Consider the following 26,151-nt stretch of genomic DNA (forward strand, 5'->3'; position numbering starts at 1 on the left):
TCGGTCGGTCGATCAGGCCTTCTTGGCTTGGGCCTCGGCGAACGCGGAGTCGAAGCCGCGGCCGGACGAGGTGAAGCCCATCTTGGTCTTCACGAACGAGGCCGCCTCGGCGGCGCCGAACTCGCGGTCCATGCCGGGGTCTTCCCACTCGACGGAGAGGGGCCCGGCGTAGCCGAGGGTGTTCAGCGTGCGGGCGATCTCCTCGAAGTCGACCTGCCCCCGGCCCGGCGAGCGGAAGTCCCAGCCCCGGCGGGGATCGCCGAAGTTCAGGTGCGAGCCGAGGATGCCGGTCTTGCCGTCGAGCGTGCGGGCGGCGTCCTTGACGTGGACGTGGTAGATCCGGTCCGGGAACGCCCGGAGGAACGCCACCGGGTCGACGAACTGCCACAGGAGGTGGCTCGGGTCGAAGTTGAACCCGAACTCGGGGCGATGGTCCAGGGCTTCCAGCGCCGTCTGGGCCGAGTAGAGGTCGAAGGCGATCTCGGTCGGGTGGACCTCCAGCGCGAACTTGACGCCCACTTCCTTGAACACGTCGAGGATCGGGTTCCAGCGCTCGGCCAGCAGCTTGAAGCCGTCGGAGATCGTCTGGTCGGAGACCGGCGGGAACGAGTAGAGCAGGTGCCAGATCGACGAGCCGGTGAAGCCGTTGACCACCGGCACGCCCAGCTTCGCGGCGGCGCGGGCGGTGTCCTTCATCTCCCGGATCGCCCAGTCGCGCTTCGACTCGGCCGAGCCCCGGAACTCCTCGGGCACCCAGGGGTCGGTGCGGTCGTCGAGGATGTCCAGCACGAGCTGTCCGACGAGGTGGTTGGAGATCGCCCAGGTCTTCAGGCCGTACTTGGCCAGCAGGTCGTGGCGGCCCTGGCAGTACTTGTCGTCGGTCAGCGCCTTCTGGACGTTGAAGTGGTCGCCCCAGCAGGCCAGCTCGATCCCGTCATAGCCCCACTGGCTGGCCTTCTGGGCGATGGTTTCCAGCGGGAGGTCGGCCCACTGGCCGGTGAACAGGGTGACGGGTCGGGCCATGATCCGCGGGCTCCCAAGGGCGTCGGCGATGCCGCCGGGCTCGGTCTCGGTATGGGGAAGGGGACGAGCCGCAACCATAAGCGGCGTCCGGGGGAAAGTCAACGATTTGACGCTCGCGCCCCCGCCCGCGATAATCGCCCCCATCCGCCCCGCCCGGGGCCTTTTCGCGAGGCGAGATCGATGCCCACCCGCGCCGTCCTGTTCGACTTCGATGGCGTGATCGCCGACACCGAGAACGTCCACGTCGCCGCCTGGCAAAGGACCTTCGGCGCCCTCGGCTGGGACGAGAGCGAGGAGGCCTGCCTCCGCGCGATGGAGGTCGACGATCGCCAGTTCCTCGCCGAGGTCTTCGCCCGCCGCGGGATCGAGGGGGGCGACGTGGAGGGCTGGGTCCGCCGCAAGCAGGACCTCACCCTCTCGCTCCTGGCCGATGCCCCCCGGATCTACCCCGGCGTCGCCGAACTGGTCGCCCGCCTCAAGGAATACGCCCGGCTCGCGGTGGTCTCGACGACGTGGCGGGCCAACGTCGAGGCCGTGCTCCGGTCGGCCGGGCTGCTCGACGTCTTCCCCATCATCATCGCCAAGGAAGACGTGGCCGCCCCCAAGCCCGACCCCGAAGGCTACCGCCTGGCCCTGGCCCGCCTGGGACTGGACGCCGAGGATGCGGCCGCCCTGGAAGATTCCCCCACCGGGCTGGCCGCCGCCCGCGCCGCCGGGCTTCGGGCGGTCGCCGTCGGCCATCGCCGACCGATGGGGGACTGGGCCGGCGAGGCCGAATTCGTGGCCGACTTCGCCGACCCGTCGGCGGTGCTGAGAGTTCTCCAGATCGAGGAATGCTGATCCGAAAATCCCGCGGCGCGTCCCATCCAACGGAGTCCACCGACCATGATCCGGCCCCTCTCCGCCGCACTGCTGGCCCTGTCGTTCGTGGTGTCATCTCGGGCCGCCGAGCCGGGCCCTTACGCCCAGCACGCCCGCGAGGTGACGGAGCACATTCAGAAGACGTTCTACGACGCCAGGACCGGCGTCTACCTCAAGGCCCTGTCGATCCAGAAGCCGGATTACGTCTGGCTCCAGAGCGTCCAGTTCTCGAATCTGGTCGCGGCGGCGAGGGTTGACCCGGCGACTTATCAGAAGCGGCTCAAGGATTACTTCGTCGCCCTCGACGCCTACTGGGACGACAAGGTCGCCATCCCCGGCTACGAGGCCGCGATGACCAGGGGGAACGGCAACGACAAGTACTATGATGACAATGCCTGGCTGGTGATCTCCTACCTCGAAGCGTACGAGACCGACCGCGACCCGCGCTACCTCAAGCGGGCCGACGAGACGCTCAAGTTCGTCCTGAGCGGCTGGGACGAAGAGATCGGCGGCGGCATCTGGTGGCACCAGCTGCACAAGGACGGCACCAAAAACGTCTGCGCCAACGGCCCGGCGGCGGTGGGCTGCCTGCGGATGGCCCGCGAGGTCGACGAGGCCCGCTCGGCGGAACTCATCGATCGCGCCCGCAAGATCGTCGCCTGGACGAGGGGGGCGTTGCAGGACACCGACGGCCTGTTCGACGACCGCAAGGTGGTGGCCACCGGCGAGATCAAGCGCGGCAAGCTGACGTATAACACCGCCCTGATGCTCCGCGCCCTGCTCGGCCTCTACCGGGCCACCGGCGAGGCCCAGTATTTGGACGAAGCGAAGCGGATCGGCAAGGCCAGCGACTGGTTCCTGGGGGAGACGACCGGCGTCTACCGCGACGCCCCCCGGTATTCCCACTTCATGATCGAGGCCGACCTCGAACTCTACCGCACCACCAAGGAGCCCTACCTCATGGAGCGGGCCCGGAAGAACGTCGACGCCCTCTACGCCGGCTGGAAGGCCAAGCCGCCCGAGGACATGATCTCCAACGCCGCCATCGGCCGCGTCCTGTGGCTGATGTCCGAGACCGAGACCGACGCCGGCCAACTCTTCTGGGAGGAATCCGACAAGACGAGATTCCTCCACTGAACTCAGATCGACCCCGGCTCCAGCGTGTGAGCGGGACTTCCCGTGCCCCACGCGTTGATCTCGTTGATGAGCGGCTGGAACGGCCCACGCCCCGCACCGCTCGATGATGAGGGTACGGGAGGGCCGTGATCTACCTGCCGGCATCCCGAACACATGGCAAGTATCAAGATCAGCGCGAGTCGTGCCATCCCACCCTCCTGGTTGCCCGGGATCATATCGGGCCGCCCGGGGGGATCAAGGCCAGATGGCCGATTCGTCGCTGACGATCCAATCCGTCAGCCTTCGCCGGACCGCGACCAGACGACGTAGGCCGCCAGCCCTTCGGACAGCGTCGTCTTCGGCTCATAGCCGAGTTCGGCGCGGGCCAGGGAGATGTCGGCGTGGGTCTTGGGGACGTCGCCGGGCTGTTCGGGCAGGTGGTTGAGGCGGACCGGCTTTCCGAGGGCGTGGCCCAGCGCGGCGATCATGTCCCGGAGCGGGACCGGGGTGGCGTTGCCGAGGTTGTAGAGGTGCAGGCCCCGGCAGCGCTCCACGGCCCGGACGATGCCGTCGACGATGTCGCCGACGAACGTATAGTCGCGCAGGGTGGAGCCGTCGCCGAACATCGGGATCGGCTCGCCCGCCTCGATCAGGGCGGAGAACTTGGCGATCGCCAGGTCGGGGCGATTGCGGGGCCCGTAGGCGGTGAACAGGCGGAGCCCGGTGGCCGGCAGGCCGTGGAGGTGGTGGAACGTCGCCGCCATCAGCTCGCACGCCTTCTTGGTCGCCGCGTACGGACTGACCGGGCGGTCGACCGGGTCGGACTCGCGGAACGGGGCGGCGGTCCTTTCGCCGTAGACGCTGGAACTGGACGCATAGACGAACCGGGGGATCTCGGGCAGGCGGCGGGCCGCCTCCATCAGGTGGACCGTGGCCACCACGTTGGCCTCGGCATAGCCCGAGGGGTCGTCGATGCTGGGGCGGACCCCCGCCTTGGCCGCGAGGTGGACGATCGCCTCGGGCGCGACCTCGGCGATCAGCCGATGCACGGCCGGGCCGTCGCGGAGGTCGATCTCCGCCAGCCGGAACCGGGGGGACCGCAGGGCGCGGGACAGGTTGGCCTGCTTGCGGGCGCGGGCGTAGAACGGGTCGAAGTTGTCGACGGCGACCACGTCGCGGCCTTCGGCCAGCAGGCGATCGACCAGGGTGGACCCGATGAATCCGGCTCCGCCGGTCACGAGGGTGGGCATCGGGCGACGTCCTTTCCTTGGAACGTGGGGCGGGTGGCTCTCCGGGCTTATTCGACGACGAGTTCGCGGTGGATCGCCGGGGAATCGCGGTCGATGGTGAGCTGGACGCCCCCCTCGACCTTCTCCACGGGGATCGGCCCGATGCGGGCCCCGGTGCTGTCCAGGGCGTACGCCTTGATCGTGCCAGCCCGCCGCCAGGACAGCTTCGCCTTGACCGGCTCGCGGAGCAGGGGGGGCAGGCCGGGGTCGGCCCGCTCCCGGCGCCACTCGTCGGCCCAGCGGAAGCCGGTCGGCTCGACGCGGGCGACCGACGTGACCAGCAGGCGGCGGGCGGTGGCGATCGGCTCGGGCCCCGTGGCGGTGACCACGACCACGGCGAACGGGGTGTCCACCGACACCGAGATCGCCCCGAGATCGGCGGGCTCGTCGTCTACCCAACCGGCCACCCCCTGGGTGTGGGGCGTGTCCAGGACCAGGCGGCCCCGGGTCGGGTCCCACCCGCCCACGCCCGCGCCGGGCCGGGCCCTTTGCGGGACGCGTCCCTTCGGGGCGGCGGCGGCCGGCTGGCCCCGGAGCATCAGCGACGAGGCGTGGGGGAGCAGGGCATAGGTCTGGGGGATGCCGTTGAGGACCTCGGGCAGCGAGAAGATGTCCTCGCCCCCTCCGGTGCCGGCGGCCGAAGCCCCCCAGTTCTCGGGGAACAGGAAGATCCCGCGCCGGATCAAAGCGTCCCAGTCGTCGGCGCCGGCGGTCTGGGCGGCGAGCAGGAGGTCGGCCCCCTCGTCGGGGGTGGCCCAGTTGCCCTGGGTCTGCAGGGCCCACTGGCCGACGACGTAGGGGCGGTCCGCCCTCCGCTTGCGATTCGCACCGGCCGCGATCCCGCCGTCGCGGCTCCAGAGCGACGACCGGCGATCCGGGCTGATCCAGGTCGGCGAGGAGTAAAAGAGGCGGTCGTCGATGAGGTCCAGCCCCGGGGCGGCCTGGGCCGAGGCGTAGTCGGCCTCCCTCCGCCAGTGCGACCCGCCCGCGATCGGGACGCGGACGCCGAGCTTGCGGAGGTCGTCGGCCATGGCCTTCCACTGGGCCGACTCGACGGCCGCCCAGCCCTTGCGGGCCGAGGTGATCCCGTCCTTCCGCATCAGGTCGCGGACGGCGGCCGCCTCGGCCGGATAGCCGAACTCGCCGGCGTCCCCCTGGTCGAAGATCGAGAGTTCGCCGGCCAGCGTGATCCAGGCGAGCGCGGGTTCATCCCGGAGCCGGAGCCCGGTCTCGGAGTTGACGTGGTCGAGCAGGAGTTTGGCCGCGTCGGTGGCCGCCTTGCGGATCGCGGGATCGAACGCGGCGGCGGCCCCCCCGCCGGGCGGGAGCTTGCGGCCGTCCGGGATCGGGTCGCCGTTGCGGAACTTCTGCCCGCCCTGCAACTCCAGGGCGACGTAGATCCCCCGCTCCTTGAGCGCGGCGATCAGGTGATCGAGCCGGCTCAGGGATTCGGGGTCGAGGGCCGCGTTGTCGTCGCGGGTGTCGTCGAACAGGCTCCGCCCCGGCCCCAGGGGGGTGCCCAGCTCGCCGAGCCGGACCAGGTTCACGCCCGAGCGGGCCAGGCGGTCGGCCAGCGCGTCGGCCCGGTCGGCGTCCAGGAACGCGGTCGGCGGCAGGAGCGACGCCCCGAGGAATCGCGCCCGGGTCCCGTCGGCGAAGTGGAGCCGGCCGGAGCGGACCTCGACGAACCCGTGCTTGCCCGCCGGGGCTTCGAGCAGCGACGAGGCATCCAGCGCCGAGCCCTCGGCGATCCTCGGCGACGGCTCGACCGGGGCCCATCCCCGGGTGTCGGTCAGGACATGGCCCGGGGTCCACTGGCCGTCGGCCCCCTGGCCCTCGACCCGGACGTCGTCGATCCAGAGGGTGCCGCTGGATGACGCCTTCTCGAACTGGACGATCGCCCGCGACGCCCCGCGCGGCACCTCGATGGTGCGCCGGGCCGGCTGCCAGGCGAAGCTGCCCGAGAAGTTCAGCGCCACGGTGCCGTTCTCGGAGCCGGGCAGCGGGCGGCCGTCGTCGTCCAGGAAGAAGAAGGCCCCCATCCCGGCATTGGCCCCGCGCAGCCCGGAGCCCTTGACGTTGGCCGACAGCTCCAGGGACGAGAATCGGCCGACCGGCAGGGCCAGGCCGGCGGTGGCCCGCGCCCCGCTCGCCTTGAGTTCCAGCGAGGCGTCCGAGCGATAGCCCGGGAACGACCGGCCGGCGCCGTGGTCGACGATCCAGCCGGCGGCGTCGGGGTCGCCCAGCTCGAAGTCGCCGTTGCGGACGAGGTTCGTGGTCGGCGTGCCGCCGACGGGGATGGCCTCGATCGTCAGGCGGTCGATCTCCAGGACGCCGGTCGCGCCGATCAGGCCGACCGAGAGGATCGCGTCGCGGGTCTCGGGCGGGATCGGCAGCGTCCTGGCGACGTGGACCCAGGACGACCCGACCGTCCGCCACGGCCCCACCGCCCCCCGGCGCACCGCGCGGAGCTGGTCGCCCAGGAAGTCGATCACCAGGGCGGGGTCGTCGCCGAGCCGCTCGCCCGGGGCGATCCGCTCCTGGCGGACCCAGAGGCCGACGACCAGCGCCTCGATTTTCCGGCCGTCCACGCCGAACGCCCGGCTGGCCCGCGCGGGGCGGCCCGGCCGGTCGTTCTCGAACCGGAGGCAGTGCCCGCCGGGTTCCGGCCCGCCGGCGACGATCTTTGCGTCGCGGAGGTTGTACCAGCCGTCGGGCACGCCGTCCTTGTCGGCGTCGACCTCGAAGTCTTCCAGCGGGGGCGGACCGGATCGTTCCGGCTCGACCGCCTGACCAAAGGAGGATCCGGCCATCAATCCCGCGACGATCAGCCCTGGAATCCAGCGGATCACGGCTTGGCCCCCGGGGCGCCGGCCTCGCGCTGGGCCCGGCCTGTCATCGGGACGAACAGGGTCGGCTTGAGCGGGGTCTCCACCAGCTTGCCGTCCTTCTTGACCATCAGGTAGACCTTCTGGAGGAAGCGGTCGCCGAGCGGGATCACCATCCGGCCCCCCTCCTTCAACTGCTCGACCAGCGGCGGAGGGACCTTGGTCGGGGCGCAGGTGACGATGATCGCGTCGAACGGTGCCGCCTCGGGCCAGCCGGCGTAGCCGTCGCCGACCCGGGTGTGGATGTTGGTGTAGCCCAGGTCCTTGATGACCGCCGCGGCCCTTTTGCCCAGGGGTTCGTGGATCTCCACCGAGTAGACGTCCTTGACGCACCGCGACAGGATCGACGCCTGGTAGCCCGACCCGGTGCCGACCTCGTAGACCACGTCGGTCGGCTTGGGCTCCAGGGCCTCGGTCATGAACGCGACGTCGTAGGGGGGCGTGATGGTCTGCCCCTCGCCGATCGGGATCGACTCGTCGTCGTAGGCCATCCGCTGGGTGGCGGGCGGGAGGAACTTGTGCCGGGGCACGGTGCGGAAGGCGTTCAGGACCGCCGGGTCCTTGATACCCCGCTCGACGAGGTGCTGCTGGACCATCTTGGCCCGCGCCGCGGCGGTGGGGTCGGCGGCCGGCTTCCCGTCGTCCCCGGCCAGGGCCAGGGAGCCCGCCCCGATCACCAGGGTCGCCAGGGTCGCGACGCGCGAGGACGCTCGGTCTCTCATCGGGGGATCTCGCCTCGGGGACCAGAGTTCGGGCCGGCACACGACGGGCGCCAGGATAGCAGACACCCCCGGACCCGTCGACCGGACTCGGGGCGGTCTCGCCGGGAAATCCGGGCGGTCGTCCGGTGTCCGAGTCACGCCCGTGGCATCAACATTGCACAAAAAATGTAGCGTTGATCCGGCCACATCCGGCCCGACCCGTCCCGGAGTTGCATCATGAAGCCGCACCAGTTGCTTTCGGGCTTGCTCTGCGGGGCGAGCCTGGCCCTGATCGCCCCCGGGGTGGGGATGGCACAGGGGCCGATCTACGCGAACCAGGCCGATCTCGGCGGGCTGACCCGGGGCCTGGCGGATCGGGTCCGCCACCTCGGCGAGGACATCGCGGCCGAGCTGGGCCAGAACCCCGGCGTCCAGCACATGCTGGAGGACACCCAGGAGCTGGCGATCACGGTCGACGAGTTCGGCCAGACCCTCCAATCCCGACCCGACCCGAACCAGGTGGCCCAGGCCCACGCGGCGATCGAGACGACCTGGCAGCACCTGCGGGCCCAGCTGACCCGCCCCGGCGCCAGCACCGACGGCGTGAACCGGGCGATCGTCCGGGTGGACGAGATGCTGGTCCAGGTCCGGCAGGCGGTGCAGGGCAACCCGCCGCCGCCGGCTTATAACGGATACGGCCCGCCGCCGACCGGAGTCGCCGAGACCCAGAGGCTGGCCCATGCCCTGGTCAGCCGGGCCCAGGGCCTGGCCACGGCGATCCGGATCGACATGGCCGGCGACCCCAACGGCGAACCGTTCGCCCGCGACGCCGACCAGCTCACCCAGGCGGCCGACCGCTTCCACGACGCGATCGACGCCAACCAGCCGATCGAGGTCGCGGCGCAGGCCTTCGGCCCCGTCGACCAGATCGCCGACCACGTCGAGAAGTACGCGACCTCGGGCCGGGTGCCGCCCCGCGTCCAGCAGGCCTGGCAGGCGTTCGCCTCGGTGGAGGCCCTGATCCACCAGAACCTCGGGCTCAACTCCCCCCAGCCCACCGCCGCCTACGTGATCACCGCGCCGGCCGGGGGCGGGCCGTCGCCGATCGTCGGCCTGGCCGACCGGATGGCCGAGCAGATCAACGCCTACATCGCCACCTTCAACAAGACCGCCCGGGGAGAGCCCGAGGGCCTGGCCGCCCTGTCCGACGCCCAGCGGCTGCTCCAGTCGACGGCGAACTTCCGCCAGGTCGCGGCCCAGGGGGCCCCGCCCAACCAGCTCGCCTACGAATTCCGCGAGGTCGACGCCGACTGGCAGAGGCTGGCCCGTCGGGCCGCCCGGATCGCCCGGGGTCGGAACGGCCCCTACGTCCAGCAGGTCCGGGCGATCGGCGGCACCAGCGAGCAGATCCACGCCGCCCTCGGCATGATCGGCTATCCCCCGACGTTCGAGGATCCGGTCGGCAACGTCCCGCCGCCCCCGCCCCCCGGCAGCGGCCAGTTCCGCTGACTCGAGGGGCGCGCCAGGGTCGGACGTGCCGGGTGTGCCCTTTGACTTCTGCCTTCGGTTCGGCGGTCCTGGGTGGCTGTTGTTGGCTCGCCAACCACGGCGCCGGTGACGCGATCGCGGGGTGATGGCCATCGCGGCACCGGGCCAGGGATCATCGACGCCGGCCGACAATGGCCGGGGCGGGCTCGTCGGCGCCGTGGTTGGCGAGCCAACCACAGCCACTCGGAGGCCAGGACGCCAAAATCGAAAAAGCACACCCGACGGGCCCCGATTCTCGGAAAACTGCTAACCCCCCGCCGCCCGGCCCTGCGATGATCCCGTGATTGGCGGGCGTTTTCGCAGGTCCGGGCCGGGTCGGGAGTGCAGCGAGATGAATCTGTTCGGACGAGTTTGTTTGCTGGCATGGATCGTGGCGGCCGGGACGGCCGGGGCCGAGGTCGTGATCGAGAAGGATCTCTCCTATCTCGGGCCCGACCGGGCCGAGAAGATGGACCTGTACCGGCCCAAGGCCGACCCGAAGCCCGGCGAGAAGCGGCCGGGGATCGTCATCATCCACGGCGGGGGCTGGACGGGCGGCGACAAGGGGGCCAAGCGCGAGATCAACATCGGCACGACCCTGGCCGAACACGGCTACGTCTGCATCAGCATCAACTACGTCTTGGCGAGCAAAGGCCACCCGACCTGGCCCGAGAACGTCAAGGACTGCAAACGGGCCGTCCGCTGGCTCCGCCGCAACGCCGACAAATACGCCATCGACGCCGACCACATCGGCGCCATCGGCGGGTCGGCGGGCGGGCACCTGACGGCCATGCTGGCGGTGGCCGGACCGGAAGTCGGTCTGGAGCCCGAGGAGGACGCCGGCCTCTCCAGCCGGGTCCAGGCGGCCGTCCCGATGTACGCCCACATGGCCGCGAGCATGGACCGCGACCACACGATGTTCCCCGCCACCAAGGCCGAGGATCCCGCGATGTACCTGCGGGCCACACCGGCCACCCACGTCACCAGGGACGATGCGCCGATGCTGCTCCTGCACGGCACGGCCGACAAGACCACGCCCCTGAACCAGTCGCAGCGGTTCGCCGCGAAGCTGGCCGAGGTTGGCGTGGAGCATCAGCTCGTGATCGTCGAGGGGGCCCCGCACAGCTTCGACCTCAAGCCCAAGCAGCGCGACCTGCGGCCCCTGGTGCTCGAATTCTTCGACAAGCACCTCAAGCCCCCCGCCGCCGACAAGAAGGCCGCCGGGATGTTCGGCCCGCCCCCGGCCCTGGTCGGCGACCTGGGCGCGTATCGCAGCCCGCTCAAGTTCGAGGACGGCCGCCCGGTCCGCGACGCCTCCGACTGGGCGGAGCGCCGGTCGGAGATCCGCGCCGCGTGGCACGCCGCGATGGGGGCCTGGCCCCCCCTGATCGAGGCCCCCAAGGTCGAGCGGCTGGAGACGGTCGCCGAGCAGGGGTACACGCGACAGAAGCTCCGCGTCGAGGTCGCCCCGGACCGGACCGTCGACGGCTACTGGCTCCGCCCCGAGGGGCAGGGGCCGTTCCCGGCCATGCTGGTCGTCTTCTACGAGCCCGAGACCGCCGTCGGCATCGGCGGGAAGCCCCGGCGCGACTTCGCCCGCCAACTGGCGAAGGACGGGATCGCCGCCCTGTCGATCGGCTTCGACCCTCGGGTCATCGACCCGAACAAGTCGGGCATCGCCATCCAGCCGCTCTCCTACCTGGCCTACGTCGCGTCCAACGCCCTGACCGCGATGCGGGGCTTCCCGGACGCCGACCGCGACCGGATCGGCGTGATGGGCCACTCCTACGGCGGCAAGTGGGCGATGTTCGCCGCCTGCCTGGACGACCGCTTCGCCTGCGGCGTCTGGTCCGATCCCGGCGTGGCCTTCGACGAGGCCCGCCCCAACGTCAACTACTGGGACCCCTGGTATCTCGGCTGGGAGCCGGGCCAGGTCCGCAAGAAGGGCCCGATCTCCGAGAGCAACCCCCGCACCGGCGCCTACAAGCGCCTGGTCGCCGAGGGGCGGGACCTCCACGAGTTCCAGGCGCTCATGGCACCCCGGCCGTTCCTGGTCTCGGGCGGGGCCGAGGACGGGCCCGGACGCTGGACGGCCCTGAACCACGTTGTTGCGGTCAACGACACGCTGGGCGTCCGCGATCGGGTCGCGATGACCTATCGGCCGATGCACGACCCGACCGAGGAATCCAACGCCCGGATCGTCGGATTCCTCCGGGAGGCGCTCAAGGCGGCGCCTTGATCCGTCAGAACAGCTCGGCGATCGGTTCGCCGCGCTCGACGATTGCGTGCGGGCGGTCGGTGGGGTCGAGGTAGACGGCGTCCACCGGCACGCCCATGTGGCGATAGATGGTCGCGGCGAGGTCGCCCGGGGTGACCGGCCGGGAGGCGATGTAGCCGCCGTCGCGATCCGACGAGCCGATCACCTGCCCGTGGCGGAGCCCTCCGCCGGCCAGGCACATGGACATCACGTTGGGCCAGTGGTCGCGGCCGTCGGTGCTGCCCTGGGTGCCGATCCGAGGCGTCCGGCCGAACTCCCCCATCGCGATCACCAGGGTCTCGTCGAGCAACCCCCGGTCGTCGAGGTCGCCCACCAGCGTGGTGATCAGGTGGTCGAACAGGGGGAGGAGGGGCTGGAGCCCGTTCTTGATCCCGCCATAGGGGGGGATGTTGTCGCCGTGGTTGTCCCAGGTGCCCGACGCGCCGTGGTAGCTCAGGTCGAGGGTCACGAAGGCGACCCCCGCCTCCACCAATCGCCGCGCCAGAAGGGCCTGCTGGCACCACAGGTGCTTCCCGTAGCGCTCGCGGACCTTCGGGTCTTCCTTGCTCATGTCGAAGGCGTCGCGGGCCTTGGTCCCCACGAGGAGGTCGATGGCCTTCTGGCCGTAGCCCCCCATCGCCTCGACCGAGCGGACCCGGTCCAGATCGGCGCGGACCTGATCGACGCTCTCCAGCAACGACCGGCGGGCGTGGAGCCGGTCGGGCGTGATCCCCCTGGGGAGCTGGAAGAAGCCGCCGCCGGACTTCCGCCCGGTGTCGACCCCCACGTCGGTGTAGACCGGCAGCGAGGCGCCGTCGCGGCCCAGAAACGGGTCGTACGCCTTGCCCAGGTAGCCGCCGTAGGCGATGTGGCTGCGCGAGGTCTGGAACGCGACGTAGGGCGGCATCGCCGGGTGGTTGGCCCCGCGCATCTTGGCGATGATCGAGCCGATCGCCGGGTACATCTCCGCCGATGGGTTGGTGCGGGGCTCCGCCAGCAGGTTGGCGGTCTGCATCACCTTGTTGGGCTCGTGGTTGCTGTGCCGGCAGTCCACCCCCCGGAGGATCGTGAACTTGTCGAGCATGGCCGCCTGCTTGGGCAGGTGCTCGCAGATCTGGACGCCGGGGATCTTCGTCTGGATCGCGGCGAACGGCCCCCGGTTCCCCTCGGGACGATCCGGCTTCGGGTCCCAGGTGTCGATCTGGCTGGGCCCGCCGGCCATCCACAGCAGGATCACGCTTTTGCGCGACCCGATCGGCCGGCCGGCCGCCCCGGCGACGTCCCGCGCCTGGAGCAGGCGCGGCAGGCTCAGGCCCGCCAAGCCGGCGAGACCCGCCTTGAGCATCCCCCGGCGATGGACGAACGCCAGGCCCTCGGCCTCGCGTGCCTTGAGCCCGGAGAACGCATGAGGCCGATCGTGGCCCGCGCAACCCGCCGGATGGTCATTTGCCATGCCGTCATGCCCCCCTGTTCAACTTCGACGGATCACCCTGGCCGTGGCCGTCTTGTTGAACAATCAGTCTAGTCGATCGGGCGATGACCGCAAGCGGATTATCGCCGCTCAGGGATTGGCCGGGGGGACGAACTCGAACGCCTCGGCGGGGATCGGGCCGTCGAGCTTCGGGCGATAGATCGTCGTCGCCTCCACCTTCGTCGCGCCGGGGATCGTGAACTGATGGACGATCTTCCGCACCAGCGACGAATCCTTGTCGATCCAGATCGCCAACGGATCGCCCCTCCTGGACTTGCCGTCGATCCACCAGCAGGCCACCCCTTCGATCTCCGCCTCGCCGCCGAGCTTCAGGTCGTGCATGCCGCCGAACGGGACCTCCACCCTCGGGCCGGGCATCAGCAGGCTGGGCAGGTTGACCGACGACCTCCCGGAGACTCCGGCCGCGGTGCCGAGGGCCTGGCGCATCGAGACCTCCGAGACCTTGGGCTGGATGGTCCACCACGATTTGGCCCGCTCGGGGGCCTCGGCGCTCCAGATGACGTAGTGGCTCTTCTCGGTCCGGCCATCGGGGCCGATGTCCGAGAATTCGAAGCGAAACCGGGTCGGCCGTTCATATTTCGTGGAGAACCTGAGGAGATTGGCGAAGTTCACGTTCGGGCCGTTGAAGACCGTCGTGATCTCCCCCGTATCCTCGTAGGAACGGGCCGTCGCGTAGGCCCGGACCATCCGGGCAAACGCCGCCTCGGCCTTCGCATCGGCCGGGCCGGCCGGCTTCGCGGGCTCCGAGGGGACCGGATCGGTTTTCGGCGAAACCGGGTCGGGGACGGCCACCGGCGGGGGGACGGGCGCGTCCTGCGACAGGAGGACCAGGGTGGCGGAGGACGAGCCGATGCACACCAGGCAGGCGGCCGCCGAGGGGAGGATTCGACACCAGCTCATGACTTTCAAGACTCCCGTTCGCCATCGCCGACGCGGTCGCCGAGGCCGAAATGGCCCGAATAAGGCGATCCGTCGGGCCGAGCTGGCCCGGCATCGAGCCGCCATCATAGACGAAGCCGGCCTGCGCAAGCGATGGGAAGGGCCGTCCCGTCCCACATGGAGGGCCGGCCCGCCAGGTCGCAGACGCGGGGACGCCCGTGTTGTATCCTCGGATCCCGAACCCCCTCCCTCGACGGCGAGCGGGGGGCGACGGAGCCTCGGGACCCAGGCCCACCCCATGACACAACCGCCGACGCCCGACGCCGCCCCCGGCGACCTGGTTCCGCCCCATCGACCGCGCTGGAAGACGGTCCTCAACCGGGGCCTGAAGGCCTTCGGCGTGACCGTGATCGCCTGGGTGCTGATGGCCTATCTGATCCTGCCCGCGATCTGGAAGCACTACGAGCACAACCCGGCCCTGGAAGAGGCCCCCAAGGTGGCGACCACGTCCCAGGGGATCCCCGGCGACCCGCTCAACGTCGGGCTGATCGGCCCGGAATCGGCGGTGGTGCACGCCATGCTCGCGGCCGGCTGGGACCCGGCCGACCCGATCACCCTGGGCACCAGCCTGCGGATCGCCGGCAGCGTCCTGAGGCGCAAGCCGTACCCCGACGCGCCGGTCAGCGACCTGTTCCTGTTCGGCCGCAAGCAGGACCTCGCCTTCGAGAAGCCCGCCGGCCGGAGCGCCAGCCGTCGCCATCACGTCCGGTTCTGGAGGTCGGACGACCTGGGCCGGGACGGCGCGCCGCTCTGGTGCGGCGCCGTGACCTTCGACCGCAGCGTCGGGCTCAGCCACCGGACCGGCCAGATCACCCACCACATCGGGCCCGACGTCGACGCCGAGCGCGACGCCCTGATCGGCGGGCTCCGCGACGCGGGCCGGCTGTCGGAGATCTACCAGGTCACCGGCGTGGGCGCGACCCTGCTGGGCCGCAACGGCGGCGGGGACCTCTACTTCACCGACGGCGAGCTGACCATCGGCGTCCTGGCGCCGGCCGAGTCCCGCGACGAATCGCCCGACCTGCTTCCCAACCCCCAGCCCGTCCGGATCAAGGAGCAGCTCTGGACGGCGATCCGCCCGCTGCTCCAGTCCCTCCCGGACCCCGCTACGACCGAGGATCCCCGGCCATGATGCGTGCCCCCCTCCTGATCGCGTTCGTCGCGGCGATCCTGCCGGGTCCGTCCCCGGCCGCCGAACCGGCCGCCGATGCCTACCGCCATTACATCGAGACGGCCCCGGAGTTCCGCCCGGTGCCGCCGCCGAAGGGGCCGGGCCGCTGGGACACCTGGCTCTACATGCCCTGGCGGTATCGCTGGACCATCGGCACCAACGAGGCGGGCGGCCGGTTCTGCCGCGAGGTTGGGATCAACGGCGGGTTCGCCGATCGCGGGGAAGGGCCCCTGGACTGGCTCGACCGCTGGAACCTCCGGTTCTACAACGACCACACGGCCGGCAAGGGGGACCTCTGGCTCCCGGCCTTCCCGGACCGGCCCCGCCTCCAGGCGATCCAGCGCGACCCCCGGGCGATCCGCCAGGGCAAGGACGGCCCGCGACCCCTGGACGGGGCGATGCGCGAGCGGCTGGAGGCCGCCATCGGCCGGAGCATCGCCGGGGCCTCGAAGAGCCCGAACCGGGTCGCCTACGCCCTCGACGACGAGATCTCCTGGGGGATGTTCGTCACCCCGATCCCCTGGCGGATCAACGACGACGACGCCGCCTACCAGGCCTGGCTGGAAACCTACTACGGGGCCGGGAACGCCCCCCGCGCCGCGTTCGTGACCCCCGACTTCGCGCTCGGGCAGCTCGATCGGCCGCTGGCCCGGATCGACTTCTCCCCGCTCCTCGACCGCATGACCTACAACGACTCGGCCTGGGCCAACCTGCTGGGCGGGCTAGTGGAGCACGCCAACCGGCTCGACCCGGAGACGCCGTGCGGCTTCGTGGGCGGTCAGGCGCCCAACCTCTGGGGCGGCTACGACTACGCCAAGCTGTCGAAGAAGTCCCAGTTCACCGAGGCCTACGACCTCGGATCGGCCCAGGCCATCCTCCGGTCGTTCGATCCCTCCGGCGACCGGCCCCTGGTGACCTCGCACTTCCACAACGACAAGCTCGGCGTCGCCAACGACATCTGGCACGCCTGGTATTACTTCGCCCACGGCAATCGCGGGATCATCGGCTGGGTCGACGAGTCGTGGTTCGACGGCGACCGCCCCCGGCCCTGGCTGGAAGCCTTCGGGCCCACGCTCCGCGAGATCGGGGCGGTGCAGGGGCCCAAGCTCGCCGGGGCGAAGCGGGTCCACGACGGCGTGGCCATCTATTATTCGCACCCGTCGATCCAGGTCGGCTGGTGCCTCGACGCCGAGCCCCACGGCAAGACCTGGACCAACCGCAACGACGACCACCGACTGGGCACCTCGCACAACGTCCGCAAGGCCTGGGAGTACCTTCTGGCCGATTCCGGGGTCCAGGCCAATTTCCTCGCCTACGACGAGGTGATCCGCCACGGCGTGCCGAAGGAGTACCGGACCCTGATCCTGCCGGCCTGCTACGCCCTGTCGGACGCCGAGGCCGGGCGGATCGCCGAGTTCTGCCGCGCCGGGGGGACGGTGGTCGCCGACTTCGCCCCCGGCCTGTTCGACCAGCACGGCAAGGGGCGCGATCGCGGGGCGCTCGACGACCTGTTCGGCGTGGCCCACGACGGGGCGCTCACCAAAACCGACTTCTTCGGCGGCAAGCTCTGGGTCGAGGCCAACCAAGACGCGGGCTACTCGGCGAAGACCCCGCGCGCCTTGCTGGACACCGTCGCCTGCCGGCAGGAGGGGGGATTCGCCGTGGCCCGGCCCGGCCAACCCACCCAGGTCGCCCGCCCGGTCGGCCAGGGCCAGGCGGTCTACCTGAACCTGTCGCCCTGGCGCTACCTCCAGCACCGGGCCGAGAGGACGGACACCGACGACCATCGCGCGGCCTTCCTCCGCCACATATTGACGGACGGCCGGCCCCCGCGCGTGGCCGTCACCGCCGCGGACGGCCGACGCCCCCGGAACATCGAGGCGACCTACTGGGAGAAGGGCGGCCGGCTATTCGTCTTCCTGGTGCGGAACCTCCCGACCTCGGTGACCCAGGCCGGTGGCGGCGGGGCGATCGGCCTGGCCCCCTCGGCCGCCGACCTGGCCGTCGAGCTGCGCTGGCCGGCCCGCGACGCGATCGACGAACGCACCGGCCGACGCCTGGGCGACGGATCCCGATTCACCTTCCCCTTCGACGGCACCTCCGCCGTCCTGTTCAGCGTCGCCGCGCCCGGGCCGTGAGGCGGCGGGCCGGGCGGGGTGGATTTCTTGACTTTTTTACTTTTGAATGGATTTGGGTTGTGGTAGATTCGAGTCGGTTGGTCTGACGATCGAGAAGCACCGCTGGCTCATCGCGATCCGGTCCCTGCTCCCCCCTCGCCTTTCCCGCCCACCGGGCTCGCCTTGAGCCCCCCTTTCTCCTCGACCCGGAAAGTCATCAGCGGGTCGGCGTTTCGAGTTCCGGAGCTTGATCTTGGCCAAGAAGCTGTACGTCGGCAACCTGACCTACAACGTCAACGAGTCCGACCTGGAGGCATTGTTCTCGCAGTTCGGCACCGTCCAGAGCGCGCAAATCATCATCGACCGCGACACGAACCGGTCCAAGGGATTCGGCTTCGTGGAGATGGGCAGCGACGCCGAGGCGCAGGCTGCCATCCAGGGGCTCAACGGCCAGGATCATGAAGGCCGCAACCTGACGGTCAACGAGGCCAAGCCCCGCGAGCCGCGCTCGGGCGGCGGCGGCGGTTATGGCGGCGGCCGCAGCGGTGGCGGTGGCGGTGGCTACGGCGGTGGCGGTGGCGGCGGCTACGGTGGTGGCGGCGGCTACGGCGGCGGCGGCCGTTATTGATCCCGAACGGCCTCGGTCGCGGGGCGATGCGTTCGCCCCCGACACGATGCCGCGATGCCAGACCGGCCCGCCTGCCCCGATCGGGCCGGGTCGGGCCTGGTCCGTTCGCCGGGGAGATCGGACGGGGTGATCCCGCGTCCGATCGCCGGCCATGCGTCCCCCAGGCTTTCCGAATCGCTCCGCGAGTCGGACCGGCCCTCTCGCCGGCGCCCGGGCCCGCTCCGATCCCGCCCATCCCGATTCGCACCCCCACGCTCGGAAGGTGGCGCCGATGGCCATGCGCACCGATCACACCCCGCCCCCGCCGGGCTCGACCCGGGCCCGCTGCCCGGTCTGCCGCGAGGCGGTCTACTCCCGCTCCGGCATCCACCCGCAGTGTGCCGTCCGCCAGTCCGAGCTGAACCGCCCCAAGGCCGTTCCGGCGGACGTGGCCGCCGAGTCCGAACCGGCCGCCGGGCCGGAGATCCTGGTCGCGGAGCCCTCGGCCGTCGCGATCATCGAGCCTGCCCCGGCCGCGCCCGCCCGGCGCCGACGCGGCTGAGCTTCGGGGCGGGTTCGTAAAAAAGGCGAGCTTCCTCCGGCACTCCCTGGCCCTCGGGGGACCGCACGGGTTCAATGGCGCCACCGTACGCCATCACACTCCGTCGCTTGATCCGAGGAGCTTCGCATGAGCCGTCGCCTCGATCGTCGTCGATTCCTCCAGGCCGCCTCGGTCGCGGGGGTCGGTTTCGGCGTCGCCCCGGGCATCCTCCGGGGCCAGGTGGGTTCCCCCAACGACCGCCTCCGGTTCGCCTGCATCGGCGTCGGCGGCAAGGGGTCGAGCGATACCGACCACGTCGCCGCCCTCGGCGATGTCGTGGGCCTCTGCGACATCGACGCCAACCGCCTGGACGCCAAGGGGGAGAAGCTCCCCAAGGCCAAGAAGTACGCCGACTTCCGCAAGATGCTGGAAGAAATGGGCGACCAGATCGACGCGGTGGTCGTCAGCTCGCCCGACCACACCCATGCCCCGGCCGCCCTGATGGCCATGCGGATGGGCAAGCCGGTGTACTGCCAGAAGCCCCTGGCCCACTCCCCGTATGAAGCCCGCCTGATGCGCGAGGTCGCGGCCGAGAAGAAGGTCGCCACCCAGATGGGCAACCAGGGGACCGCGCACCCCGGCTTCCGCTCCGGGATCGAGCTGATCCGCTCGGGCGTGGTCGGGCCGATCCGCGAGGTCCATTCCTGGACCAACCGCCCGTTCAGCTACTGGAAGCAGGCGCCCGACGTCGTGGCCCGGCCCCAGAATCCCGGGCCCGCCCCGGCCCACGTGGCCTGGGACCTGTTCCTCGGCCCGGCGCCGGAGCGTCCCTACGCGCCCGGCTACCACCCCTTCGCCTGGCGCGGCTGGTGGGATTTCGGCACCGGGGCGATGGGCGACATGGCGTGCCACACGGCCAACCTCGCCTTCATGGCCCTGAAGCTCGGCCTGCCGACCCACGTCTCCGCCGAGAGCGGCGAGATCAACCCGGAGACCTACCCCGCCTGGGCGACCATCACCTATGACTTCCCGGGCCGGGGCGACCTCCCGCCCGTGAAGCTCACCTGGTACGAGGGGGCCCGGGACGGCCGGCGCAACCTCCCGCCCGCCGAGCTGTTCCGGGGCAAGAAGCTCTCCGACAGCGGATCGATCCTGATCGGCGACAAGGGGGCGATCTACTCCCCCAGCGACTACGGCCAGGAGCAGGTCGTCCTGGGCGTCGACGCCGAGGCCGTCCCCAAGCCGGCCGAGAAGCCCAAGGACGCCCCCAAGCCCAACATCGACGCCGACCACAAGGCCGAGTGGGTCAAGGCCATCCGCGCCAACGACCCGTCGATCGCCTGGTCGAACTTCGGTTACGCCGGGCTGCTGACCGAGGCCATGCTGCTGGGCAACGTCGCCGTCCGGATGGGCAAGGCGTTCGACTACGACCCCGCCACCGGCCAGGCCGGCAGCGGCACCGACGCCAACCGCTTCATCCGGCCCGCGTTCCGCGAGGGCTGGAACCTCTGATCCGGGCCGGGCGCGAGGGGCGGGCCGCGAACCCCGCCCTTCGCTCCCGCGACTTTTCGCCGGATTTCCACTGTACAAACGTGGCGGCTTGGCCGATAAAGACTCTCGACAAGACGCTCGGAATCATTCCTGTTCATGGGAACGGGGTGGCCCGGGCGGGTCTTCGTAGGGAGGCGAGATCATGGGTCACCCGATTCCGGCCGGCCACCATTCCATCACCCCGCACCTGATCATCGACGGGGCCGCCGACGCCATCGAGTTCTACAAGAAGGCCTTCGGCGCGGTGGAGCTGGGCCGGATGCCGATGCCCCGGGCCGACGGCTCGATGATGATCGGCCACGCCGCGATCCGGATCGGCGATTCGCAGGTCTTCCTGGCCGACGAGTTCCCCGACTATGGCGCCGTGGGCCCCAAGAACGGCTCGGCGGTGGTCATCCACCTCTACGTCGAGGACGTCGATGCCGTCTTCGCCCAGGCCGTCGAGGCCGGCGCGACCGTGACCATGCCCGTGGAAAACATGTTCTGGGGCGATCGCTACGGCAAGCTCGTCGACCCGTTCGGCCACCACTGGTCGATCGCCGAACACCTGGAAGACCTGACCCACGAGCAGATGGCCGAGCGGATGGCCGCCATGGCCGGCGCCGGCTGCGACTGACGCCCTCCGACGGACGCGCGGCCCTGGGCCGGCCCGGGATCTCCGGTTAGACTCTCCCGAAACACGCGGGAGAGGCGAGCATGGAATCGACGATCCTGGGCCGGACGGGCCTGAACGTGACGCGCATCGGCCTGGGCCTGGCGGCGCTGGGGCGGCCCGGCTACATCAATCTCGGCCATGCCGGCGACTTGGACGACGGCCGCGACGTGGCCGCGATGGAACGCCGGGCGCAGGCCGTCCTGGACGCGGCCTGGGCGGCCGGGGTCCGCTACTTCGACGCCGCCCGGTCCTACGGCCGCGCCGAAGCGTTCCTGGCCGGCTGGCTCGCGAGCCGGGGCATCCGGCCCGAGTCCGTGGCCGTCGGCTCCAAGTGGGGCTACCGCTACACGGCCGGCTGGCAGGTCGAGGCCGAGAAGCACGAGGTCAAGGACCACTCGCTCGCCCACCTGACGACGCAACTGGCCGAGAGCCGAGCCTTGCTCGGCAGCCATCTCGACCTCTACCAGATCCACTCCGCCACGCTGGAAAGCGGCGTGCTCGACGACCCCGCCGTCCTCGACGCGCTGGCCCGGATCCGGTCCGAGGGCCTGGCCATCGGCCTGTCGGTCTCCGGCCCGCGCCAGGCGGACGCGATCCGCAAGGCGATCGCCGTCCGCGTGGATGGCCAACCCCTGTTCGACGCCGTCCAGGCCACCTGGAACCTCCTCGAAACCTCGGCCGGCCCGGCGCTGTCCGAGGCCCACGACGCGGGGCTCGGGGTGATCGTCAAGGAAGGGCTCGCCAACGGCCGGCTGACCGCGCGGAACGATGACCCGGCCTTCGCCGCCCAGCGAACCCGGATCGACGAGGCCGCCGCCCGCCTGGGCACCACCCCGGACGCGCTGGCGCTGGCCGCCGTCCTCGCCCAACCCTGGGCCGACGTGGTCCTGAGCGGGGCCAGCACGGCGGACCAACTCCGATCCAACCTCGCGGCGACCGGCGTCCGGTTCGACGGCGAGGCGGCCGACCGGCTCGCCTTCCTGGCGGAAACTCCGGACGCCTACTGGTCGACACGGTCACGGCTCCCCTGGAACTGACCGGAACTCACATCGCCAGGAACGGGACCGGCAGCAGGAAGGCGTGCTGCTCGTAGAGCCCGCCCACGCCGTCCCAGCCGATGTATTGCGAGATGAACACGACGAGCACGTAGAACGCCGCCGCCGGGACGATCGCCGCCCGCCCCAGGATCCGGAAGAACCAGTGCCGGGGCCGGTCCCTCCGCAGAGATCGGGCGTAGGCCCACCCGGTCAGCAGCCGCGCCGGGGCGAGGAAGGCGATGAACACCAGGCTGGGCAGCCAGGCCGCCTCGCGGGGGATCATCTCGATCTTGAGCACATACAGCGGGATCGCCGCCAGCAGCAGGACCATCAGCGAGAACGCGAACGCCCACGGGGCGCGGCGGAACTGGTCGCGCACCGCCCGGGGGGCGAACAACGCCGCCGCCCGCCCCTCGATCGCGTACCGGACCTGGAGGAACGGCAGGAACGGGACGACCACCGCCAGCGCGAGCGCCCCCAGCAGCCCCAGCAGCGGGAACCGCGACCCCGCCGCGATCAGCAGCACCGGCGGGACGATCCACGCCAGCGTCCCGAAGAAGCCCACCAGCCCGAGCCGGAAGTAATACGGCAGCCGCAACGACTCCCGGAATGCCCACAGCCCGTCGCGGGCCTCGACGTAGAGCCCGCCCCGCCTCAGCCGCCGGACCAGCCAGGACGGATGCCCCAGGGGCCAGAGGAACAGCCGGAACCGTCCCCCCCGCAGGCAGGCCGCCGCGATGTGCATCACGGTGAGCACCGCCAGCACCAGCGCGGCCGCCCGCCACGACCGGGCGACGGGCCCGCCCGGGTCGATCAACTCGGCCGACCGGGCATAAGACCGCACCATCCACGCCGGCCGGGTCGCCAGCCAGGCCCCGGCGATCACCCCGCCGACCCTCGCCGCCTTCCGGACCCCGATCAGCCCGTCCCGGAGCCGTCCCGACCGCGCCACCCGCCCGGACGCCTCCAGCAAATAACCCAGGCTGAGGAACTGGGCCACCGGCAGCGCCGCCAGGATCGACAACCCCAGCAGCAATGCCGTCAGGCCGAAGATCCATTCCGACGCCGACCCGACGAGTCGCGCGACGGCGCGGATCCCGCCCAGCAGCGACCGGCGTCGCCCGGCGGCCATCGGATCGGGGGGAGCGTCGAGCAGGAGGAGATCGGACATGATCGACACGGCCCTCACCGACGTTTTTCCGGGTGGCTGTGGTTGGCTTGCCAACCACGGCGCCGGCGAGCAGGCGATGCAAGGCCGTCCGCCCGACAGGCCGATCCCGGCACCGCTGACCGGAAGGGTCATCGAACCAACCCCGACTCCTCGGCGCCGTGGTTGGCAAGCCAACCACAGCCACCCGGAGGGGACTCCTGGACCCGGCGTGTCCAGCCGATCGGGTTACCTCGCGAGGGCCCGTCCCGGTTTCGTCGAAACCGGATCGTCCCCTTCCTGGTATCGTCGAACGACGGCCGGACGGCAAGGTCGAGGAGGATGCTCATGGGCGTGCGCGACGGATTCCTGATCGGGATGGCCCTCGCCGGGCTGGTCGCCGTGGGCGTCGAGCTGGTCGGCCTGCCGCCCGCCGTCCGCCCCGGGCCCGCCCCGGATCGGCCCGGGATCGCGTCGGCCGTCGATGCGGCGATCCGACGGGGCTGGGCCGAGGCCGGCGTCACGCCGACGCAACCGGCGCCGGACCTCGTCGTGATGCGCCGGCTCGCCCTGGCGCTGACCGGCTCGATCCCCTCGCTGGAGGAGATCCGCCGCTTCGAGGCCCGGCCCGCGGCCGCGCGGGTGGATGCGTACCTGGACGACCTCCTCCACGACCGCCGGACGGCCGACTACCTGGCCGAGCGGTTCGCGCGGGCGTTCGTGGGGACCGAGGGGGGCCCGTTCCTGGTGTTCCGCCGCCGCCGGTTCGTCGCCTGGCTGGCCGACGCGATCCTCGAAGATCGTCCGTATGACGCCACGGTCCGGGCGATGATCGCCGATCGCGGCCTCTGGACCGACCACCCGGCCACCAATTTCGTGTCGGTTACCTACGACCAGGAGGCCAAGCTCCCCGACCCCGAACGGCTGGCCGCCCGCGTCTCGCGGGCCTTCCTCGGGACGCGGATCGACTGCGCCCAGTGCCACGACCACCCGTTCCAACCCTGGAAACAGGCCGACTTCCGGGGCCTGGCGGCGTTCTTCGGCGAGGCCCGGTCCGACCTCCGGGGCATCGGAGATGGCCCGATGCTCTACCGGCCCGCCGACCGCAAGACCCTGGAGCCGACCCAGGTCGCCCCCCGCGTCCCGTCGCATCCCGAACTCTGCCCCGACACCGGCAAGGGCCGACAGCGGCTGGCCGCCTGGGTCACCCACCCCGACAACCCGGCGCTGCCCCGGGCCACCGCCAACCGGGCCTGGGCCCTCCTGTTCGGCCGGCCCCTGGTCGAGCCGATCGACGACCTGCCGCCCGACGGCGCCCTGCCGCCGGCCCTCACGCTCCTGGCCGACGACTTCTCCGGCCACGGCTTCCGGCTCCATCGCCTGATCCGCGCGATCGTCGCGACCGAGGCGTTCCGGCTGGACGGCGCGGCCGGCGCCGATTCCGACGGCCCCACCGAGGCCGAAGAATCGGCGTGGGCCGCGTTCCCGCTCACCCGGCTCCGCCCCGAGCAGGTGGCCGGGGCGCTCGACCAGGCGGGCAAGCTCTCGACCCTGGGGCCACGGACGTCGTGGGTCTTCCGGCTGATCGGCCAGCTCGAACGCAACGACTTCGTCAAGATGCACGGCGACACCGGCGAGGACGAGTTCAACGACCGCGTCGGTACGATCCCCCAACGCCTCCTCCTGATGAACGGGAAGCTCGCCAACGAGGCGATCCAGGGCGACCCGTTCCGCGCCCCGGGCCGGATCGCGGCGCTCGCCCCCGACGACCGCACGGCGGTCGAGGTCGCCTACCTCACCGTCCTCACCCGCCGCCCCGACCCCGACGAGGCCGCCCACTTCGCGGCCCGCCTGGCGGGAACCTCGGGCGACGAGCGGAAGCGCCGGCTCACCGACCTCTGCTGGACCCTGGTGAACTCGACCGAATTCTCCTGGAACCACTGAGCCAACCATGCCCATCCCCTCGACCCCGTCGATCGGCCGCCGCCACCTGCTCGCTTTGGGCGGGGTGGGGGCGGCCTGGCTCACGCCGATCGGCCAGCTCCTGGCCCGCGAGGCCGAGGCGACCCGGGCCCCGGCGCGGTCCTTGATCCTGCTCTGGCTCGGCGGCGGCCCCAGCCAGCTCGAAACCTTCGACCCCCACCCCGACACCCGGATCGCCGCCGGCACCGGCGCGATCCGCACGGCGGCCTCGGGCATCCGGCTGGCCCCGGGCCTGGAGCGCCTGGCCGAGCGGATGGGGGACGTGGCCCTGATCCGGTCGATGGTGAGCAAGGAGGGGGACCACGAGCGCGGGACGTACCTCCTGAAGACCGGCTATCGCCCCGACACCACCGTCGAGCACCCGTCCATCGGCGCGATCTGCTGCCACGAGCTTCCCCCGGGGCCGGTCGACATCCCACGCCACATCTCGATTCTGGCCGGGCAGTGGCCCGCCCGGGGCGGGTTCCTCGGGGCCGAGCACGACGCCTTCCAGGTCGGCGACCCCCGCGACCGGCTCCGCGACGTGGCCTCGTGGGCCCCGGCCGACCGCGATGCGGCGCGGGTCCGCGACCTCGACGTGGTCGAGCGGTCGTTCGCCCGGGGCCGATCGGCCCGGGTCGACGCCACCGGCCACCGCGACGCCCTGGCCCGCGCCCGGCGGATGATGTCGTCCGACCAGCTCCGCGCCTTCGATGTGGCCTCCGAGCCCGCCTCCGTCCGCGCCGAGTACGGCGACACCCCGTTCGGCCGGGGCTGCCTGGCCGCCCGCCGGCTGATCGAGGCCGGGGTCCGCTGCGTGGAGGTCACCCTCGACGGCTGGGATTCGCACGTCAACAACCACCAGATCCACCGCAACCTACTCGCCCAGCTCGACCCGGCCTATGCCGCCCTTTTGGCCGACCTCAAGCGGCGCGACCTCCTGGGCCGCACGGTCGTCCTCTGCGGCGGCGAGTTCGGCCGCACCCCCCGCGTCAACCTCGCCGGGGGCCGCGACCACTGGCCCGGCGGCTTCAGCCTGGCCCTGGCCGGAGGCGGCTTCCGCGGCGGCTTCGCCCTCGGCGAGACCGACCCCGAGGGGATCAAGGCCCCCGCCCGCCCCACCTCGGTCGAGGACGTCCACGCCACGATCCTCTCCGCCCTCGGCCTCGACCCCTCCCGCGAGAACATCGCCCCCGCCACCAGCCGCCCGATCAAGCTCAGCGCCGGCCGGCCGATCCCCGATTTGCTGACCTGAACCGGAAGGTCGTGC

The 26,151-nt window shown here is 71.5% G+C and carries 20 protein-coding genes; 13 read left to right on the top strand and 7 right to left on the bottom strand.

The features are described from left to right. Nucleotides 1–12: 12 nt before the first annotated feature. Nucleotides 13–1,023 (bottom strand): sugar phosphate isomerase/epimerase family protein, encoded by a 1,011-nt coding sequence (locus tag TA3x_RS12055; RefSeq protein ID WP_435021504.1) that lies wholly within the window; start codon nt 1,021–1,023, stop codon nt 13–15. Nucleotides 1,024–1,203: 180 nt separating this feature from the next. Here TA3x_RS12055 and TA3x_RS12060 point away from each other — a divergent pair, with 180 nt between their 5' ends. Further along, entirely contained in the window at nt 1,204–1,863 is a 660-nt protein-coding gene (locus TA3x_RS12060) for an HAD family hydrolase (RefSeq protein ID WP_435021506.1), read from the top strand. 45 nt (nt 1,864–1,908) lie between these two features. Continuing rightward, the gene (locus TA3x_RS12065; RefSeq protein ID WP_435021508.1) at nt 1,909–3,021 is read left to right on the top strand and encodes a glycoside hydrolase family 76 protein; all 1,113 of its coding nucleotides are present in this window, start codon (nt 1,909–1,911) and stop codon (nt 3,019–3,021) included. A gap of 275 nt (nt 3,022–3,296) precedes the next feature. Here TA3x_RS12065 and TA3x_RS12070 read toward each other — a convergent pair whose 3' ends face one another. The 3 genes from TA3x_RS12070 to TA3x_RS12080 are packed head-to-tail and all read right to left on the bottom strand — an operon-like array spanning nt 3,297 to nt 7,899. Then, entirely contained in the window at nt 3,297–4,250 is a 954-nt protein-coding gene (locus TA3x_RS12070; protein WP_435021510.1) for a GDP-mannose 4,6-dehydratase, read from the bottom strand. 47 nt (nt 4,251–4,297) lie between these two features. Further along, a complete protein-coding gene (locus TA3x_RS12075; protein WP_435021512.1) occupies nt 4,298–7,102 on the bottom strand; it encodes a hypothetical protein in 2,805 nt (934 codons plus the stop codon). Nucleotides 7,103–7,137: 35 nt separating this feature from the next. Beyond that, nucleotides 7,138–7,899, bottom strand: coding sequence for a protein-L-isoaspartate(D-aspartate) O-methyltransferase (locus TA3x_RS12080; RefSeq protein ID WP_435021514.1), 762 nt, complete (start codon nt 7,897–7,899; stop codon nt 7,138–7,140). Between the two features lie 216 nt (nt 7,900–8,115). Here TA3x_RS12080 and TA3x_RS12085 point away from each other — a divergent pair, with 216 nt between their 5' ends. After that, nucleotides 8,116–9,387 (top strand): hypothetical protein, encoded by a 1,272-nt coding sequence (locus TA3x_RS12085; RefSeq protein WP_435021516.1) that lies wholly within the window; start codon nt 8,116–8,118, stop codon nt 9,385–9,387. 370 nt (nt 9,388–9,757) lie between these two features. After that, nucleotides 9,758–11,644: a prolyl oligopeptidase family serine peptidase gene (locus tag TA3x_RS12090; RefSeq protein WP_435021518.1), complete on the top strand. Its 1,887-nt coding sequence runs from the start codon at nt 9,758–9,760 to the stop codon at nt 11,642–11,644. Between the two features lie 4 nt (nt 11,645–11,648). Here the strand turns inward: TA3x_RS12090 and TA3x_RS12095 are convergent, their stop codons facing one another. Both TA3x_RS12095 and TA3x_RS12100 read right to left on the bottom strand, forming a co-directional pair. Then, a complete protein-coding gene (locus tag TA3x_RS12095) occupies nt 11,649–13,115 on the bottom strand; it encodes a DUF1501 domain-containing protein (RefSeq protein ID WP_435021520.1) in 1,467 nt (488 codons plus the stop codon). Nucleotides 13,116–13,223: 108 nt separating this feature from the next. Next, complete coding sequence (locus TA3x_RS12100; protein ID WP_435021522.1) at nt 13,224–14,054, bottom strand: LolA family protein; 831 nt, start codon at nt 14,052–14,054, stop codon at nt 13,224–13,226. Between the two features lie 277 nt (nt 14,055–14,331). On the opposite strand from TA3x_RS12100, the gene TA3x_RS12105 reads away from it, so the two are divergent. From TA3x_RS12105 to TA3x_RS12135, 7 genes are all read left to right on the top strand, one after another. Then, nucleotides 14,332–15,225, top strand: coding sequence for an LssY C-terminal domain-containing protein (locus TA3x_RS12105; protein ID WP_435021524.1), 894 nt, complete (start codon nt 14,332–14,334; stop codon nt 15,223–15,225). Continuing rightward, nucleotides 15,222–17,402, top strand: coding sequence for a beta-galactosidase trimerization domain-containing protein (locus TA3x_RS12110; RefSeq protein ID WP_435021526.1), 2,181 nt, complete (start codon nt 15,222–15,224; stop codon nt 17,400–17,402). The genes TA3x_RS12105 and TA3x_RS12110 overlap by 4 nt, the downstream gene beginning before the upstream one ends. Before the next feature lie 232 nt (nt 17,403–17,634). Continuing rightward, nucleotides 17,635–18,009, top strand: a complete 375-nt coding sequence (locus tag TA3x_RS12115; protein ID WP_435021528.1) for an RNA recognition motif domain-containing protein — start codon at nt 17,635–17,637, stop codon at nt 18,007–18,009. 271 nt (nt 18,010–18,280) lie between these two features. Then, complete coding sequence (locus tag TA3x_RS12120) at nt 18,281–18,550, top strand: hypothetical protein (RefSeq protein ID WP_435021530.1); 270 nt, start codon at nt 18,281–18,283, stop codon at nt 18,548–18,550. A 126-nt stretch (nt 18,551–18,676) separates the two neighbouring features. Further along, on the top strand, nt 18,677–20,041 hold the full coding sequence (locus tag TA3x_RS12125) for a Gfo/Idh/MocA family oxidoreductase (protein ID WP_435021532.1): 1,365 nt from the start codon (nt 18,677–18,679) through the stop codon (nt 20,039–20,041). A 181-nt stretch (nt 20,042–20,222) separates the two neighbouring features. After that, nucleotides 20,223–20,696 (top strand): VOC family protein, encoded by a 474-nt coding sequence (locus tag TA3x_RS12130; RefSeq protein WP_435021534.1) that lies wholly within the window; start codon nt 20,223–20,225, stop codon nt 20,694–20,696. Nucleotides 20,697–20,776: 80 nt separating this feature from the next. Continuing rightward, nucleotides 20,777–21,772 carry an aldo/keto reductase gene (locus TA3x_RS12135; RefSeq protein WP_435021536.1) on the top strand — a complete coding sequence of 332 codons (996 nt, stop codon included), beginning with the start codon at nt 20,777–20,779 and terminating at the stop codon, nt 21,770–21,772. Nucleotides 21,773–21,779: 7 nt separating this feature from the next. On the opposite strand, the gene TA3x_RS12140 is transcribed toward TA3x_RS12135, so the two are convergent. Then, nucleotides 21,780–22,943: a hypothetical protein gene (locus tag TA3x_RS12140; RefSeq protein WP_435021538.1), complete on the bottom strand. Its 1,164-nt coding sequence runs from the start codon at nt 22,941–22,943 to the stop codon at nt 21,780–21,782. Between the two features lie 324 nt (nt 22,944–23,267). Here TA3x_RS12140 and TA3x_RS12145 point away from each other — a divergent pair, with 324 nt between their 5' ends. Together TA3x_RS12145 and TA3x_RS12150 are read left to right on the top strand one after the other, a co-directional pair. Then, nucleotides 23,268–24,863 carry a DUF1549 domain-containing protein gene (locus TA3x_RS12145; RefSeq protein WP_435021540.1) on the top strand — a complete coding sequence of 532 codons (1,596 nt, stop codon included), beginning with the start codon at nt 23,268–23,270 and terminating at the stop codon, nt 24,861–24,863. A gap of 7 nt (nt 24,864–24,870) precedes the next feature. Beyond that, on the top strand, nt 24,871–26,136 hold the full coding sequence (locus TA3x_RS12150) for a DUF1501 domain-containing protein (RefSeq protein ID WP_435021542.1): 1,266 nt from the start codon (nt 24,871–24,873) through the stop codon (nt 26,134–26,136). The last annotated feature ends 15 nt before the right edge of the window (nt 26,137–26,151 follow it).

The sequence above is a fragment of the Tundrisphaera macrotermitis genome, assembly GCF_051175315.1.
Lineage (GTDB): Bacteria > Planctomycetota > Planctomycetia > Isosphaerales > Isosphaeraceae > Tundrisphaera.

Excerpts from the sequence above, each read along its gene's own strand:
- TA3x_RS12055 (WP_435021504.1), bottom strand. The coding sequence starts at position 1,023 with ATGGCCCGACCCGTCACCCTGTTCACCGGCCAGTGGGCCGACCTCCCG.
- TA3x_RS12110 (WP_435021526.1), top strand. The coding sequence starts at position 15,222 with ATGATGCGTGCCCCCCTCCTGATCGCGTTCGTCGCGGCGATCCTGCCG.
- TA3x_RS12100 (WP_435021522.1), bottom strand. The coding sequence starts at position 14,054 with ATGAGCTGGTGTCGAATCCTCCCCTCGGCGGCCGCCTGCCTGGTGTGC.
- TA3x_RS12135 (WP_435021536.1), top strand. The coding sequence starts at position 20,777 with ATGGAATCGACGATCCTGGGCCGGACGGGCCTGAACGTGACGCGCATC.
- TA3x_RS12120 (WP_435021530.1), top strand. The coding sequence starts at position 18,281 with ATGGCCATGCGCACCGATCACACCCCGCCCCCGCCGGGCTCGACCCGG.
- TA3x_RS12125 (WP_435021532.1), top strand. The coding sequence starts at position 18,677 with ATGAGCCGTCGCCTCGATCGTCGTCGATTCCTCCAGGCCGCCTCGGTC.
- TA3x_RS12095 (WP_435021520.1), bottom strand. The coding sequence starts at position 13,115 with ATGGCAAATGACCATCCGGCGGGTTGCGCGGGCCACGATCGGCCTCAT.
- TA3x_RS12145 (WP_435021540.1), top strand. The coding sequence starts at position 23,268 with ATGGGCGTGCGCGACGGATTCCTGATCGGGATGGCCCTCGCCGGGCTG.
- TA3x_RS12140 (WP_435021538.1), bottom strand. The coding sequence starts at position 22,943 with ATGTCCGATCTCCTCCTGCTCGACGCTCCCCCCGATCCGATGGCCGCC.
- TA3x_RS12105 (WP_435021524.1), top strand. The coding sequence starts at position 14,332 with ATGACACAACCGCCGACGCCCGACGCCGCCCCCGGCGACCTGGTTCCG.
- TA3x_RS12060 (WP_435021506.1), top strand. The coding sequence starts at position 1,204 with ATGCCCACCCGCGCCGTCCTGTTCGACTTCGATGGCGTGATCGCCGAC.
- TA3x_RS12070 (WP_435021510.1), bottom strand. The coding sequence starts at position 4,250 with ATGCCCACCCTCGTGACCGGCGGAGCCGGATTCATCGGGTCCACCCTG.
- TA3x_RS12130 (WP_435021534.1), top strand. The coding sequence starts at position 20,223 with ATGGGTCACCCGATTCCGGCCGGCCACCATTCCATCACCCCGCACCTG.
- TA3x_RS12075 (WP_435021512.1), bottom strand. The coding sequence starts at position 7,102 with ATGGCCGGATCCTCCTTTGGTCAGGCGGTCGAGCCGGAACGATCCGGT.
- TA3x_RS12150 (WP_435021542.1), top strand. The coding sequence starts at position 24,871 with ATGCCCATCCCCTCGACCCCGTCGATCGGCCGCCGCCACCTGCTCGCT.
- TA3x_RS12080 (WP_435021514.1), bottom strand. The coding sequence starts at position 7,899 with ATGAGAGACCGAGCGTCCTCGCGCGTCGCGACCCTGGCGACCCTGGTG.
- TA3x_RS12085 (WP_435021516.1), top strand. The coding sequence starts at position 8,116 with ATGAAGCCGCACCAGTTGCTTTCGGGCTTGCTCTGCGGGGCGAGCCTG.
- TA3x_RS12090 (WP_435021518.1), top strand. The coding sequence starts at position 9,758 with ATGAATCTGTTCGGACGAGTTTGTTTGCTGGCATGGATCGTGGCGGCC.
- TA3x_RS12065 (WP_435021508.1), top strand. The coding sequence starts at position 1,909 with ATGATCCGGCCCCTCTCCGCCGCACTGCTGGCCCTGTCGTTCGTGGTG.